Genomic DNA, 13,436 nt, shown 5'->3' on the forward strand with positions numbered 1-13,436 from the left:
AAACTATTCATTGGCACATGATGCTGCACTGCGCCATATGACAGTCGTTCTGGCGTATGCTGCGCCGCGACATAGCCAAACCTCGAGGAGTGCCGAACATGCTGACCGTTGGCGATAAGTTTCCCGCCTTCAAGCTGACCGCCGTCAAGGGCGGCAAGGAGGGCCTGATGGGCCCGGGCAAGTCCTTCACCGAGGTGACGGAGACCACCGACGCCGGCAAGTGGAAGGTCGTGTTCTTCTGGCCGAAGGACTTCACCTTCATCTGCCCGACCGAGATCGCCGCTTTCGGCAAGCTGAACGGCGAGTTCGCCGACCGTGACACCGTGCTCTACGGCGCCTCCACGGACAGCGAGTTCGTGCACCTGAACTGGCGCGTCTACAACGAGGACATCCGCAACCTCGAGATCCCGATGCTCGCCGACACGAAGCGCGAGCTGTCCGAGGCGCTCGGCATCCTCGACAAGAATGAGGGCGTGCCGCTGCGCGCGACCTTCATCGTGGACCCGGAGGGCACGATCCAGTGGGCCGCCGTGAACGGCCTGAATGTCGGCCGCAACCCACAGGAAGTGCTGCGCGTGCTCGACGCGTTGCAGACGGATGAGCTGTGCCCCTGCAACTGGGAGAAGGGCAAGGACGTCCTGAACCCGCAGGCGCTGTTCGAGAAGGCGGCCTGATTTCAGCCGCTGACCGAGGGGCCGGAAGGCCCCGAGGTTGCAGGTGCTGACGGCGGGATGGGGGGCTTCCGGCCCCCCTTTCCAATCCACGTGCCCCCCTCCCATGAGGTCCCCCACCATGTCGCTCGAATCCATCCGTGGCCGGCTGCCCGACTATGCCAAGGACCTGAAGCTGAACCTCGGCTCCCTGGCCAGCGAGCCGGTGTTGAACCAGCAGCAGCGCGCCGGCACCTTCGTTGCTTCCGCCATCGCCAGCCGCAATGCCGAGCTGACCGCGGCGCTGATCGCCGAATTCGGCCCGCAGCTTTCGCCGGAGGCGCTGACCGCCGCCAAGGCCGCCGCCGCGATCATGGGCATGAACAATGTCTATTACCGCTTCACCCACCTGGTGGGCGGCGACTACGCCAGCATGCCGGCGAAGCTGCGCATGAACGTCATGGCCAAGCCGGGCGTGGAGAAGGTGGATTTCGAGCTGTGGTCGCTCGCCGTCTCCGCCATCAATGGCTGCGGCATGTGCATGGAAAGCCATGAGAAGATCGTGCTGCATGGCGGGCTGAGCAAGGAACAGGTCCAGGCCGCCGTGCGCATCGCCGCCGTGGTGCATGCCACCGCCGCGACGCTGGATGCCGAGGATGCCTTGGCTGGCGGGGTCCAGGCCGTCGCCGCCTGAGACCAGGCCGTCGCCGCCTGAGACCAGGCCGTCGCCGCCTGAGACAGGCAGAGATCGTCGCCGCCTGAGACAGGAACAGATCGCCGCCGTCAGAGCCGGGAAAGGGCTGCCGCCTTCCATGGCAGCCCTGCATACCTTTCGGAAAGGCATGCACGCCTAACCTGCGCGCATGAGCCCAGCCCGCCACCGAATCCTCGGCGACCGAGAGCGCTTCGTTGCCTTCGCTTTCGCCGCGGCGGATTTGCTGGTGGAGGTGGCGCAGGACGGCCGTATCGGCTTCGCCGCTGGCGCTTTCCGCGCCCGGCTTGGCAAGCCCCCGGAAAGCTTCGTGGGCACCGACCCGGTTCGCCTGGTGGCGCCGGAGGATCGGCGCCTGTTCGCCACCGCGCTGGCCATGCTGCCGGGCCGCGGCCGGCTGGCGCCCACCGCCTTCCGGCTGGCGGATGGCGACCACACGCCCTTCTCGGTCTCCGGCCTGCATATCCTGTCTTCCGATTCCTCGGCCCGGCTTTGCCTCGCCTTCTCCCCCCTCCCCGCCGCCCCGGATCTCCGCCCCGCCGACGCTGCCGCCCTGCTGCGGGAGGCTGAGCAGCGACTGCGCGCCGGGACGGCCGAACACCTCACACTCATCGAGACCGGCAACGCCATCTGTTCGGCCACGACGGAACGCGTGGAGCAGGCCCTGCGGGAGGAAGCGGGGGCGGAGGCCCTGGCCGCACAGCTCGGCCCAGGCCGCTATGGTGTGCTGGCCGGGGAGGATCAGGCCCTGCCCGATCTCGGCGCCCTGGCGGCGAGGCTGGAGCGGCTTCTGGGGACACAGGCCGGGGCGCTGCTGTCGGTGACGCAGGTCGAGCTGGCGGGCGGTGCGCTCACGGCCTCCCAGGCCGCGCGCGCGCTGCGCCATGGGCTGGGCGCCTTCGCCCGCTTCGGGGCGGCGGGGCTGCGCGATGCCGGCTTCGCCCAGGGTCTGGGCGGCGTGGTGGCACGGGTCACCGAACGGGCCGGGGCGCTGCGACGAATAATCGCGGATCGCCGCTTCCGGCTGGAATTCCAGCCCATCGTCGACCTCGGCACCCGCCAGGTGCATCACCATGAGGCGCTGCTGCGCTTGGCCCCAGGTGCCCTGGCGCCAGGCGAGGGGCCGCAGGAATTCGTCTCCCTCGCCGAGACGATCGGGCTGACGGAGGAGCTGGACCTCGCCGTGGCCAGCATGGCGCTCGCCGCGGCCCATGCGGTGCCGGAGGGCCGGCATGTGGCCTTCAATCTGTCCGGCCTTTCGGTGCAGTCAGCCGGCTTTCGCAAGCGGCTGCTGGCGGCGCTGGACCGCGACCCGCGCGGCACCCGGCGGGTGATGGTGGAGCTGACGGAAAGCGTCGAGATCGAGGATGAGGAAGCCGCCGCCACCACGCTGCGTGGCTTGCGCAAGCGCGGCGTGCCGGTCTGCATCGATGATTTCGGCGCAGGCGCCGCCGCCTTCCGCTATCTGAAGGCCTTCCCCACCGACTATGTGAAGGTCGATGGCAGCTATGTGCAGGCGGCGCTGACCAGCGAACGCGACCGCAGCTTCGTCGCCGCCATGGTCGACCTGTCGCTGGCCGTCGGCGCCCAGGTGGTGGCCGAGCGTATCGAAACGGAAGCCGCCGCCCAGGCGATGCAGGCGCTGGGCGTGCATTACGGCCAGGGCTGGCTGTTCGGGAAGCCGGGGCCGCTGTAGCGCTGCCCTCCCCCTACCCGCCATAGCCCGAGATACGCGGCAGCCACAGCGCGATGTCGGGGAAGGCGATCAGCATCAGGGTGCCGAAGGCCAGCATCAGCATATAGGGCAGGATGGAACGATTCACCTCGCCCAGCGGCGCGCCGGTGATGGCCTTGATGACCACCAGGTTCAGCGCCACGGGTGGGGAGATCAGCGCCATCTCCAGGCTCAGCGTCAGCAGCACGCCGTACCAGACCTTGTCGATGCCGAGCACGTCGAGCAGCGGCAGGATGGCCGGCATGGTCAGCAGGATGATGGAAAAGCTCTCCAGCACCAGCCCCAGCAGGAACAGCAGCACCATCATGGCGATCAGGAAGCCGGTGCGCGACAGGCCGAGATCGGCGACGAGCTGCGTCAACTGCTGCGGGACCAGCAGCTTGGTCAGCATGTAGCCATAGATCGCCGCGCCGGCGATGATCAGCAGCAGCATGGCGGAGGTCCGCGTCGCCTCCTGCACCCCATGCACCAGGTCACGCCAGGTCAGGGTACGGTAGATCACCGCGGCGATGAACAGGGCATAGAGCGTGCCGGTGCCGGCCGCCTCGGTGGCCGTGAAGACGCCGAGGTAGATGCCGCCCAGCACGAAGATCGGCAGCGACAGCGACCAGCCGGCCCGGGCCAGGGCCAGATGCGCGGCCTCCGGCGGCGGGTCATCGGCCGGCACCACGGCGCGGCCCTCGGTGATGAAGCAATAGGCGGCGAACATCAGCGCCATCAGCAGGCCAGGAACCAGCCCGGCCAGGAACAGCGCGGCGACCGAGGTCTCGGTCACATAGGCATAGAGCACCATGGGCGCCGAGGGCGGGATCAGGATGCCCAGCGTGCCGCCGCCCGCCACCACGCCGAAGGCGCCCTTGCGGGACATGCCGTAGCGCAGCATCTGCGGAATCGCGATCTTGCCGATGGTCAGCGCAGTGGCGACGGAGCTGCCGCTGATCGCGGCGAAGATGGTGCAGGCGGCGACGGTGGCGATACCCACGCCACCCCGCACCCGCCGCAGCAGCACGAAGGCGGCGTTGTACAGGTCGTCGACGACCTTCCCGCGCACCATCACATGCGCCATCAGCATGAACAGCGGGATGGCCACCAGCAGATAGCCGTCCAGCTTGCCCACCACCATCTCGCCCAGCGCCGGCACCGCGCCCTCGACCTGGAACAGGATGGCGAGCGGCAGCACGAACAGCGCCGCGAACATCGGCATGCCGAGCCAGAGCAGGGCGATCAGCGCGCCGAGCAGCAGGAAGAAGGTCACGCGCCTCGTACTCCGTTGGCTATCCCGAATCTCATTGATCGCAACCTGCGCCCGCCGCAGGTGGGCGAGCGCCCGAATGGGCGCCGCGGCTTGTGCCGCGCAGCCAAGCCCGCGGATGCGGGCGCCGGCGCCTGAGGCGTGGATCGGTCACGATCCACGGGACTTGGCACTATTCCGCCCGGGCCAGCGGGTCGCGCGGGATCTCGTCCTTGTCGTCCGGAAGATAGGCCGGATCACGGCCCAGCAGCAGCAGCAGCGACTGGCAGGCGGCGACCAGCAGCAGCAGCGCGGCACCCACCGGCAGCAGCGCCTGCACCCACCAGGCCGGTACGCCTTCGAGATCGGTCATCATGCCGACCATGCGGCTGAAGGAGACCATCTCGATCCCCGCATCCAGCAGCACGGCGGCGACCGCGACGACGGAAAGCGTGCCCACCAGATGCACCACCCGCGCCAGCCGCGGCCCGGCGCGTTTCCGGGCGATATCGACGCCGATATGCTCGAAGCGGCGCTGCGCCTCCGGCGAGGCCAGCATCACCACGCCCACCACCAGCCAGCCCGCCACCTTGTCGGTCCAGGGCACCGGCTGGCCGAGCAGGTAGCGCATGCCCACCGCATAGCCGACCAGCACCACGCAGAGCACGGTCAGCACACTGCCCAATCCGCCGGCGAAGCGCGCCACCAGCGCGACGGCGCGCTCCAGCCCGCGCATCAGGCGGCGGGGATGGCGCGCAGCAGTTCGACGGCGCGCGGGCCGCCCTCCGGCGCCAGGCGGTTGAAGGCGGTGATGACGGGCGGCTGCATCGCCGCCTGCCAGGTCGCGGCCTCGGCCGGCGTCTGCTCATGCACCGTCATGCCGCGTTCCCGCAGCGTGACCAGCGCGGCCGTCGCGGTGTCTTCCGTGATCTGCATCTGGTCCTGTTCCGCCTTGCGGGCGGCGGCCTCGATGGCCGTGCGGTGCGCCGCGTTCAGCCCGTTCCACCAGCGCGGATTCACATAGACATGGCTGATGACGGAGAAATACGGCGCGACCGTGCCGAACTTCTGGATCTCATAGTAGCGGCGCGACACGGCGGCGGAGATGTCGGTCAGCCCGGCATCCAGCACGCCGGACTGCAGGGCCTGGGAGACTTCCGGCCCCGGCATGGCGGAAGGCGCGGCGCCGACGGCGGACAGCGCATGGTCGGTCAGCGCGTTCAGCCCGCGGATCTTGAGGCCCTGGAAATCGGCCAGGTTGATGATCGGCTTGCGGTTGGAGGTGAAGATGCTCTGCCGCGTCGTGTAGAGCCACATCAGGTTGCGCACCGCGCGCCGTTCCAGAAGGCCTTCCATGAACTTCGCGGCGTCGCTGCCGGGGAAGCGGCGGATGCGGGCGATATCGGTGAACAGATAGGGCAGCGTCGGCGCGTTCATCTCGGGGATGGTCGTGCCCCACTGGAAGTTCACCGCCGCCGCCGCCTCGAAGGCCCCGCGCGCCACACCCGGAAAATTCTCGCCGGCCTTGGCGAGCTGTTCCGCCGGGAAGACCTGCACATCCACCTGGCCATTGCTGCGCGCTTTCACATCCTCGGCGAAGGCGGCGATGACGCGGGCATTGTGGTGGGAGGGCGGAAACTGGTGCGACAGCCGCATGGTCACCGCCGCCTGGGCCGCGGCGAGGCGCGGCAGGGCGGGCGTGGCGAGGGCGGCGGCAAGCAGGTGGCGGCGACGCATGGCAGCGAACTCCTCCGTTGATTTGCCCGGACCTTTGCGGCAGAGCGCGATCCGGGTCAACCATTCGCGAGGCTTCGCGGCCCTTCAGCCCGCCAGGCTGTCCGGCACCCCGGCGGCCAGCACGGCGGCCCGCTGGCGTTCCGCCACCGCCTCCTCCGTGAAGTCCTCCACCAGTTCCATGAACAGCCGGTGCCAGTTGGCCTGGGCCTTGAGGCGGAAGAAGACGCTGCCGAGGCCGATCGCGGCGCGGTCCATCAGCGGGAATTCGCGGGGGATCTTCACCCCGCCAGTGCGCTTCAGCCCCTCATGCACCGTCTGCGCGATCTTCCGACCATAGCTGGGGTCGTCGGAGGGGGTGATCGGGCGCACCTTGTCCTCCACCAGCGGCTCGTACAGGAAGCGCGCCCAGAGGTTCAGGACCTCCATGGTTTCCTTGGAGAGGTTGCGGAAACCCCAGATGCCATAGGCATGGGCGGCCTTCTCGCGATCGTCGTCGCGCACCGCCTCATACAGCATCACCACGCCGGTGACGAAGCTGGCGGGGAAGATGCGGATGACGCCGAAATCGAGCAGGTTCACGCCGAAGCCGACCTCGGCATCCGGGCGCACCTGGTAGTTGCCCAGATGCGGGTCGCCATGGATCACGCCGTAGCGGTAGAAGGGCACATACCAAGCGCGGAACAGGGCGCGGGCATAGGCATTGCGCTCCTCCTCCGGCGGGTTTTCCTCCAGCCGGCGGAGAATCGGTCGGCCTTCCAGCCAGGACATGGTCAGCAGGCGCTTGGTGGTCAGCTCCGGCACCGCGGTCGGCACCGTGACGCCGGGCGTATTGGCCAGGATCGCGCCGTAAAGCCGCATGTGGCTGGCCTCGCGCTCATAGTCGAGTTCCTCCCGCAGCCGGGCGGACATCTCGTTATAGGCCTCGGCATTGTCGAGCGTGCTGTCCATGCGGCGATACAGGCTCAGCGCCATCTTCAACTGCCGCAGATCGGCTTCGACGATGCTGGGCATGTCCGGATATTGCAGCTTGCAGGCCACGTCCCGCCCATCCGGCAAGGTGCCGCGATGCACCTGGCCGAGGCTGGCGGCGGCCACCGCCTCCTGGCTGAAGGTGGTGAAGCGGGACTGCCAAGCGGGGCCGAGTTCGCCCTGCATGCGGCGGCGCACGAAGGCCCAGCCCATCGGCGGGGCATTGGATTGCAGGGTCGCCAGTTCCTGGGCGTATTCCTCCGGCAGCGCATCCGGCACGGTGGCCAGGAACTGCGCCACCTTCATCAACGGCCCCTTCAGCCCGCCGAGGACCTGCTTCAGGCCATCCGCATGCGCGGCCTTGTCGGTCTTCAGGCCGAGGAAGCGTTCCCCGGCCACCCGCGCGGCGATGCCGCCGACGGCGCCGGAGGTGCGGACCATGCGGCGCATCTCGCCGAACAGGGTGGAGCCTTTGTCGTCCTCGGCCATGCGGTCAGGTGGCCTTCTCTAGTTCATCGATGAAGCCCGAGATCACGTCCAGCCCCTTGTTCCAGAAGGCGGGGTCGGAGGCGTCGAGGCCGAAGGGCGCCAGCAATTCCTGGTGCCGCTTGGTGCCGCCGGCACGCAGCATCTCCAGGTACTTCTCCTGGAAGCGCGGATGCCCGTCCCGGAACACGCCATAAAGCGCATTCACCAGGCAGTCCCCGAAGGCATAGGCATAGACGTAGAAGGGCGTGTGCACGAAATGCGGGATATAGGCCCAGTAGACGCTGTAATCCGGCGTGAAGTCGAAGGCCGGGCCCAGGCTCTCGGTCTGGATCTGCATCCAGATCTCGCCGATCCGCTCATGCGAGAGCTCACCCTTGCGGCGTTCGTCATGCAGCAGCGTCTCGAAGCGGTAGAAGGCGATCTGGCGGACGACGGTGTTCAGCATGTCCTCCACCTTGCCGGCCAGCAGCATGCGCCGCTTGCGGGGATCGGTCTCAGCATCCAGCACGGCGCGGAAGGTCAGCATCTCGCCGAAGACGCTGGCGGTCTCGGCCAGCGTCAGCGGCGTGGAGGACATCAGGTAGCCCTGGTCCGCGGCCAGCACCTGGTGCACGCCATGCCCCAGCTCATGCGCCAGCGTCATCACGTCCCGCGCCTTGCCGTGATAATTCAGCAGCAGATAGGGGTGGGCGGAGGGCACGGTGGGGTGGGCGAAGGCGCCGCTGGCCTTGCCGGGGCGCAGCGCCGCGTCGATCCAGGGCTTGTCGAAGAAGGGCGCGGCGATGCGTTCCAGCTCCGGGCTGAAGGCGCCATAGGCGGCGCGGACCCGGGCCACGGCCTCCGGCCAGGGGATGGTGCTGTCGCTGTCCTCGGGCAGCGGCGCGTTGCGGTCCCAGTGCTGGAGCTTCTCCAGCCCCAGCCACTTCGCTTTCATGGCGTAGTAGCGGTGGGAGAGGCGCGGCAGGCTGGTCCAGACGGCGGAGACCAGCGCATCCACCACCTCATCCTCGACCATATTGGCGCGGTTGCGGGCGGAGGTGGGGCGCTTGTACTGGCGCCAGCCGTCGATGATCTCCTTGTCCTTCGCCAGGGTGTTGGTGATGAGGGAGAACAGCCGCACCCGATCGCCGAAGGCGGCCGAGATGCCCTTCGCCGCGGCGGCGCGGGCGGCGCGGTCGCCTGACGAAAGATTGTTCAGCGCGGCGGAGACAGTCAGCTCCTCCCCACCCACCGGCACCCGCATGCCGGCGATGGTCTCGTCGAACAGGCGGTTCCAGGCGGAGCGGCCGGTGACCTCCTTCTCATGCAGCAGCTTTTCCAGCTCGTCCGAAAGCTGGTGCGGGCGGAACACCCGCAGGTCGCGCAGCCAGGGCTGCCAGCGGCGCAGCGCCGCCGAATCGCGCAGCTTCGGCGCCAGGGCCGCATCCTCCAGCCGGTTCAGCTCCAGCGTCAGGAACAGCAGGTGGCTGCTGATCGCCGTCACCTTCTCCTGCACCGTCTGGTAGAAGCGGCCGTTTTCCGCCGATTGCGCATCGCCGGAGAAGACAAGCTGGGCATAGGACATGGCCCGGCCGAGGATTTCCTCGATCCGCTCATAGGTCGCGATGGCGTTGGCCAGGGCGTCGCCGGACAGCCCGGCAAGGCGGCCGGCATGGGCGGCCTCGAAGGCACGCGCCTCGGCCTGGGCACGGTCGAGATCGGCGGCCAGGCGCGGATCATCCGGCGCGGCATACAGATCAGAGAGGTCCCAGGCCGGAAGCGGCAGGGCGACGGCTTGCGCCGGATCGGGGGCGGGGTGGGGGGCGCTGTTCTGGGTCACGTCCCTGCATATAGCCCGGCCGGGCGCGAGGCCAACGGGCACCCCCGCAATCTGCCGTTCCGCAGCCCGCCGGTGCCGATTTGGCAATCTTCGTTCGCTAAGCTTCGACCAGGCGGCATGCCCGCCACTGCCCACGCAGCGAAGTATCCAAGGACCATCCATGCGCATCCGCACCATGTTCATCCTGGGCTTCTGCCTGGTCGCGATCCCGGGGCTTGTCGCCTCGCTCTGGCTGGCGACGGGGGCGGCGCGGGATCTCGGGCGAATCACCCAGGCCGTCGCGGCCCTGCAGGCGGCGAGCGACGCCCAGCGCGCGGTCAGCGCCGTGGCAGTGGAGGTCGGCGGCTACAGCAGCGTGCTGCGCCAGCCCAATCCCGACCGCGCCCAGGTGGCCGGCGACGCCGCCGCGACCATCCGGCTTCTGGAGGCCAGCATCGCCAGCGCCGACCGCGCCGGGCTGGACGCCGAAGCGGTGCGCCAGGTGGCAGGGCAGCTCACCGCCTTCCGCGGCCGGGTCGACCAGGCCCTGGCGCTGGCGCCGGATCGCCGTGATGCCAGCCTGCCCGCCGCCGGCACCGCCGCGCGCAACGCCGCAGTGGCGACGCTGCTCGGAGTTTCCGCCGCCGCCGCACGGGATGTCGCCCGCACCGCGCCGGAACTGGCGCTGCTGATCGAGGCTTCCTCCACCGTGATGGACATGCGCGACCAGGCCGGGCGCCGCAACGCGCTGATCTCCACCTGGCTCAGCGGCTCGGCGGTGACACCGCAGGCGGTGCAGACGGCCGAAGCCCTGACGGCCGGTGTGGCGCAGGCCTGGAGCTCCGTGCAGCGGCTGCTGGCGGCGAGCCCCGCCTCCACCGCGCTGGAGGCCGCGCTGGCCGAACAGAAGCAGAGCTTCGTGGCGCGGAACGAGCCGCATTGGCGCAAGCAGGTGGAAACCGCCCGCCTGCGCCTGACCGCGCCGGACACCGCCTGGACCACCAGCTTCGCCGAGTTCCGGACCTGGTCGCGCCCGGCGCAGGCCGAGATCCTGGCACTGCGCGACGCCGCGCTGGATGAGGCGGCGGCCAGCGCCGACCGCGCCATCGCCCAAGCGCAAGCCGGGCTGGCCCTGGCGCTGGGCCTCGCCGGACTCTGTTTCGTCGCCGCGCTCGGCGGCGCGGTGCTGCTGCTGCGCCGGCTGGTCGCCCCGATCCGCGCGCTGACCGCCAGCGTCGGTCGCATCGCCGCAGGTGAGCTGACGGTCGCCGTGCCGGGCCGTGGCCGCAGCGACGAGGTCGGCGAGATGGCGGAGGCGGTGGAGACGCTGCGCGCCGGTTCGCTGGAACGGGTGGCGGAAACCGAGGCGCGTGCGCGGGAACAGGCCCTGCGCCTGGCCCGGGTGGAACGCGTGGATGCGCTGCTGCGGCAGTTCGAGGAACAGGCCGGCAGCATGCTGGAAGCCGTGGCCGCGGCCTCCACCGAGCTGGATGCGACCGCCCGCAGCATGGCCGGCATCGCCGCCGATGGCACCGCCCATGCCGCCGCGGTGGCCGATGCGGCCTCCCGCGCCAATGGCAGCGTCGAGACGGTGGCCGGCGCGGCGGAGGAACTGGCGGCCTCCTTCAACGCGGTGACGCAGCAGATCCGCCATGGCGCCGACCAGGCCCGCGCAGCCACCGGCGCGGCGCAGGAGGCGGACCGCACCGTGCGCGGCCTGTCCGACGCCGCCGACCGGATCGGCGCCGTGGTGCAGATGATCACCGCCATCGCAGGCCAGACCAACCTGCTGGCGCTCAACGCCACCATCGAGGCCGCCCGCGCCGGGGAGGCCGGCAAGGGCTTCGCGGTCGTGGCCGGGGAGGTGAAGGCGCTGGCGGCGCAGACCGCCAAGGCGACCGACGAGATCAGCGGCCAGATCGCCGCCATGCAGGCCGAGACGGGCCGCACGGTGACCGCGATTTCCGACATCGCGCGGATCATCGCCGCCGTGGGCGAAGCCACCAGCCAGGTGGCCGAGACCGCCGCCCAGCAGGCGGAGGCGACGCAGGCGATCAACCAGGCGGTGTCGGAAGCCGCCCGCGGCACCGCCGCCGCCGCCGATCATGCCAATGGCGTGAACGCCGATGCCGAGCGCACCGGCCATGCGGCGGGCGAAGTGCGCGAAGCCTCCGGCGAGCTGTCGCGGCAGGCGGAGAAGCTGCGCGCGGAGGTCTCGCGCTTCATGCTGGAGCTGCGCGCCGCCTGATCCCCTCCCCCACGGTCCCCCGCACCCCCATTTGGCCCGGGGTGGGCGCGCATGGCATCATGCCGCCAAGAACCGGGAGACCATCGAGGGAATGCAAAGCGCCAAGCCGGGCGGCTGGACCAGCCTGCCGCATATGATGCTGGACCTGGCCCGGGGCTGGGGCGCCAGGCCCATGTTGCGGCACTGGCAGGGGGGCGGCTGGCAGCGCACGAGCTGGGCCGACTTCGCTCGCCAGGTCGCCGCCATCGCCGCCTTCCTGCGCGCGCAGGGGGTGATGCCGGGGGACCGGGTACTTCTGGTGTCCGAGAACCGGCCGGAATTCCCCATTGCCGACACCGCCATCATGGCGATCGGCGCCGTCACCGTGCCGACCTACACCACCAACACCGTGGGCGACCACGCGCATATCCTGCGTGACAGCGGCGCCACCTCCGCCATCGTGTCCACCGCGAAGCTGGCGGAACGTGTCGCCCAGGCGGCCGCGCAGGCCGGGATAACCCTGGACCGGATCATCTGCATGGATGCGGCGGAGGGCTGCCTGGACTGGTCCCTGGCGGCCGCGACGCCTGCCGATGTGGACATGCTGGCGGCGGAGGCGGAGCAGATTCCGCCCGGCCGGCTGGCCTGCCTCGTCTATACCAGCGGCACCGGCGGCCTGCCCAAAGGGGTGATGCTGCCGCATCGCGCCATGCTGGCGAACCGCGAAGGCGTCGCCCGCATCGCCACGCGTCTGCACCTGGATGGCACCCCCTATCTCTCCTTCCTGCCGCTTTCGCACAGCTATGAGCACACGGTGGGCGGCTTCCTGCTGCCCTCGCTGGGGCTGGAGGTGGTCTATTCCCGCGGCGCCGACCGACTGGCGGCCGAGTTGAAGGAGGTGCAGCCCACCGTCATCACCGCCGTCCCCCGCCTGTTCGAGGTTTTGCGGGGGCGCATCGAGGCGCAGGTGGAGAAGGACGGTGGCTTCAAGGCGAAGCTGTTCGCGCAGGCGCTGGCACTCGGCCTGAAACGGCTCGACGGGCGGCTTTCACTGTTCGAGCGCGCCCAGCATGCGGTGCTGGACCGGGTGGTGGGCGCGAAGATACGGGACCGGTTCGGCGGCAAGCTGCTGGCGCTGGTCTCGGGCGGCGCGCGGCTGGACCCGGACCTCTCGGGCTTCTTCCTGGCCTTCGGCCTGCCGGTGATCCAGGGCTACGGCCAGACCGAGGCCGGTCCCGTCATCAGCGTGAACCCGCCCTGGGAAAACCGCCGCGTGACCGTCGGCCCGCCTTTGCCGGGGGTGGAAACCCGGTTCGGCGCGGATGGCGAGCTTTGCGTGCGGGGCGAGTTGGTGATGGACGGCTACTGGAACGACCCCGACAGCACCGCCCGCGCCGTGATCGACGGCTGGCTGCACACCGGCGATGTGGGGGAGATGGTGGATGGCTATATCCGCATCACCGACCGCAAGCGCGACTTCATCAAGACCCTCGGCGGCGACATGGTCAGCCCGGCCAAGCTGGAAGGCCTGCTGATGGCGGAACCCGAGATCGCCCAGGCGGTCGTGGCCGGCGAGGGCCGCCCCGCCATCGTCGCGCTGGTGGTGCCGGCCGATGGCGCCGCGGAAAAGGTGCAGGCCGCCATCGGCCGGGTGAACGGCAAGCTCTCCAACATCGAGCGCATCCGCGCCAGCACGCTGGTCGAGCCCTTCACGGTGGAGAACGGGTTGCTGACACCGACCATGAAGGTGAAGCGCCGGCTGGTGCTGGAGCGTCATGCCGCGGCGGTGGAGGGGCTGGCCAAGCGCGGCTGAGCATCCCGTCGCGTGTGAAACATCACGCAATCCGGGTTTCATGACTTCCATGCAACCATTCCGCGTCCGGTCAGC

General features: G+C 69.8%; 10 protein-coding genes. 5 read left to right on the top strand and 5 right to left on the bottom strand.

The window, feature by feature from the left end; genetic code table 11:
- Positions 1–98: 98 nt before the first annotated feature.
- The 3 genes from JJQ90_RS01675 to JJQ90_RS01685 all read left to right on the top strand — a co-directional run bounded on the left by JJQ90_RS01675 (position 99) and on the right by JJQ90_RS01685 (position 3,058).
- Positions 99–674, top strand: coding sequence for a peroxiredoxin (locus tag JJQ90_RS01675; RefSeq protein WP_216872732.1), 576 nt, complete (start codon positions 99–101; stop codon positions 672–674).
- A 118-nt stretch (positions 675–792) separates the two neighbouring features.
- Positions 793–1,344 carry a carboxymuconolactone decarboxylase family protein gene (locus JJQ90_RS01680; RefSeq protein WP_216872733.1) on the top strand — a complete coding sequence of 184 codons (552 nt, stop codon included), beginning with the start codon at positions 793–795 and terminating at the stop codon, positions 1,342–1,344.
- A 169-nt stretch (positions 1,345–1,513) separates the two neighbouring features.
- A complete protein-coding gene (locus tag JJQ90_RS01685; RefSeq protein ID WP_216872734.1) occupies positions 1,514–3,058 on the top strand; it encodes an EAL domain-containing protein in 1,545 nt (514 codons plus the stop codon).
- Positions 3,059–3,071: 13 nt separating this feature from the next.
- On the opposite strand, the gene JJQ90_RS01690 is transcribed toward JJQ90_RS01685, so the two are convergent.
- From JJQ90_RS01690 to JJQ90_RS01710, 5 genes are all read right to left on the bottom strand, one after another.
- Entirely contained in the window at positions 3,072–4,352 is a 1,281-nt protein-coding gene (locus JJQ90_RS01690; RefSeq protein ID WP_216872735.1) for a TRAP transporter large permease, read from the bottom strand.
- A 169-nt stretch (positions 4,353–4,521) separates the two neighbouring features.
- A complete protein-coding gene (locus JJQ90_RS01695; protein WP_216872736.1) occupies positions 4,522–5,064 on the bottom strand; it encodes a TRAP transporter small permease in 543 nt (180 codons plus the stop codon).
- Positions 5,064–6,065 carry a TRAP transporter substrate-binding protein DctP gene (gene dctP / locus JJQ90_RS01700; protein WP_216872737.1) on the bottom strand — a complete coding sequence of 334 codons (1,002 nt, stop codon included), beginning with the start codon at positions 6,063–6,065 and terminating at the stop codon, positions 5,064–5,066. The genes JJQ90_RS01695 and dctP overlap by 1 nt, the downstream gene beginning before the upstream one ends.
- An 84-nt stretch (positions 6,066–6,149) precedes the next feature.
- A complete protein-coding gene (locus JJQ90_RS01705) occupies positions 6,150–7,523 on the bottom strand; it encodes an ABC1 kinase family protein (RefSeq protein ID WP_216872738.1) in 1,374 nt (457 codons plus the stop codon).
- Between the two features lie 4 nt (positions 7,524–7,527).
- Entirely contained in the window at positions 7,528–9,342 is a 1,815-nt protein-coding gene (locus JJQ90_RS01710; RefSeq protein WP_329959344.1) for a M3 family oligoendopeptidase, read from the bottom strand.
- 160 nt (positions 9,343–9,502) lie between these two features.
- Between JJQ90_RS01710 and JJQ90_RS01715 the strand changes: the two genes are divergently transcribed.
- Both JJQ90_RS01715 and JJQ90_RS01720 read left to right on the top strand, forming a co-directional pair.
- Positions 9,503–11,569 (top strand): methyl-accepting chemotaxis protein, encoded by a 2,067-nt coding sequence (locus JJQ90_RS01715; protein WP_216872739.1) that lies wholly within the window; start codon positions 9,503–9,505, stop codon positions 11,567–11,569.
- 91 nt (positions 11,570–11,660) lie between these two features.
- Positions 11,661–13,361 (top strand): AMP-dependent synthetase/ligase, encoded by a 1,701-nt coding sequence (locus JJQ90_RS01720; RefSeq protein ID WP_216872740.1) that lies wholly within the window; start codon positions 11,661–11,663, stop codon positions 13,359–13,361.
- Positions 13,362–13,436: the final 75 nt, after the last annotated feature.

This window comes from Falsiroseomonas oleicola, from assembly GCF_019029495.1.
Classification (GTDB): domain Bacteria; phylum Pseudomonadota; class Alphaproteobacteria; order Acetobacterales; family Acetobacteraceae; genus Falsiroseomonas; species Falsiroseomonas oleicola.

Bases quoted from the DNA above. Each gene is read 5' to 3' on its own strand.
- JJQ90_RS01680 (WP_216872733.1), top strand. From the start codon at position 793: ATGTCGCTCGAATCCATCCGTGGCCGGCTGCCCGACTATGCCAAGGAC.
- JJQ90_RS01675 (WP_216872732.1), top strand. From the start codon at position 99: ATGCTGACCGTTGGCGATAAGTTTCCCGCCTTCAAGCTGACCGCCGTC.
- dctP (WP_216872737.1), bottom strand. From the start codon at position 6,065: ATGCGTCGCCGCCACCTGCTTGCCGCCGCCCTCGCCACGCCCGCCCTG.
- JJQ90_RS01695 (WP_216872736.1), bottom strand. From the start codon at position 5,064: ATGCGCGGGCTGGAGCGCGCCGTCGCGCTGGTGGCGCGCTTCGCCGGC.
- JJQ90_RS01705 (WP_216872738.1), bottom strand. From the start codon at position 7,523: ATGGCCGAGGACGACAAAGGCTCCACCCTGTTCGGCGAGATGCGCCGC.
- JJQ90_RS01685 (WP_216872734.1), top strand. From the start codon at position 1,514: ATGAGCCCAGCCCGCCACCGAATCCTCGGCGACCGAGAGCGCTTCGTT.
- JJQ90_RS01720 (WP_216872740.1), top strand. From the start codon at position 11,661: ATGCAAAGCGCCAAGCCGGGCGGCTGGACCAGCCTGCCGCATATGATG.
- JJQ90_RS01715 (WP_216872739.1), top strand. From the start codon at position 9,503: ATGCGCATCCGCACCATGTTCATCCTGGGCTTCTGCCTGGTCGCGATC.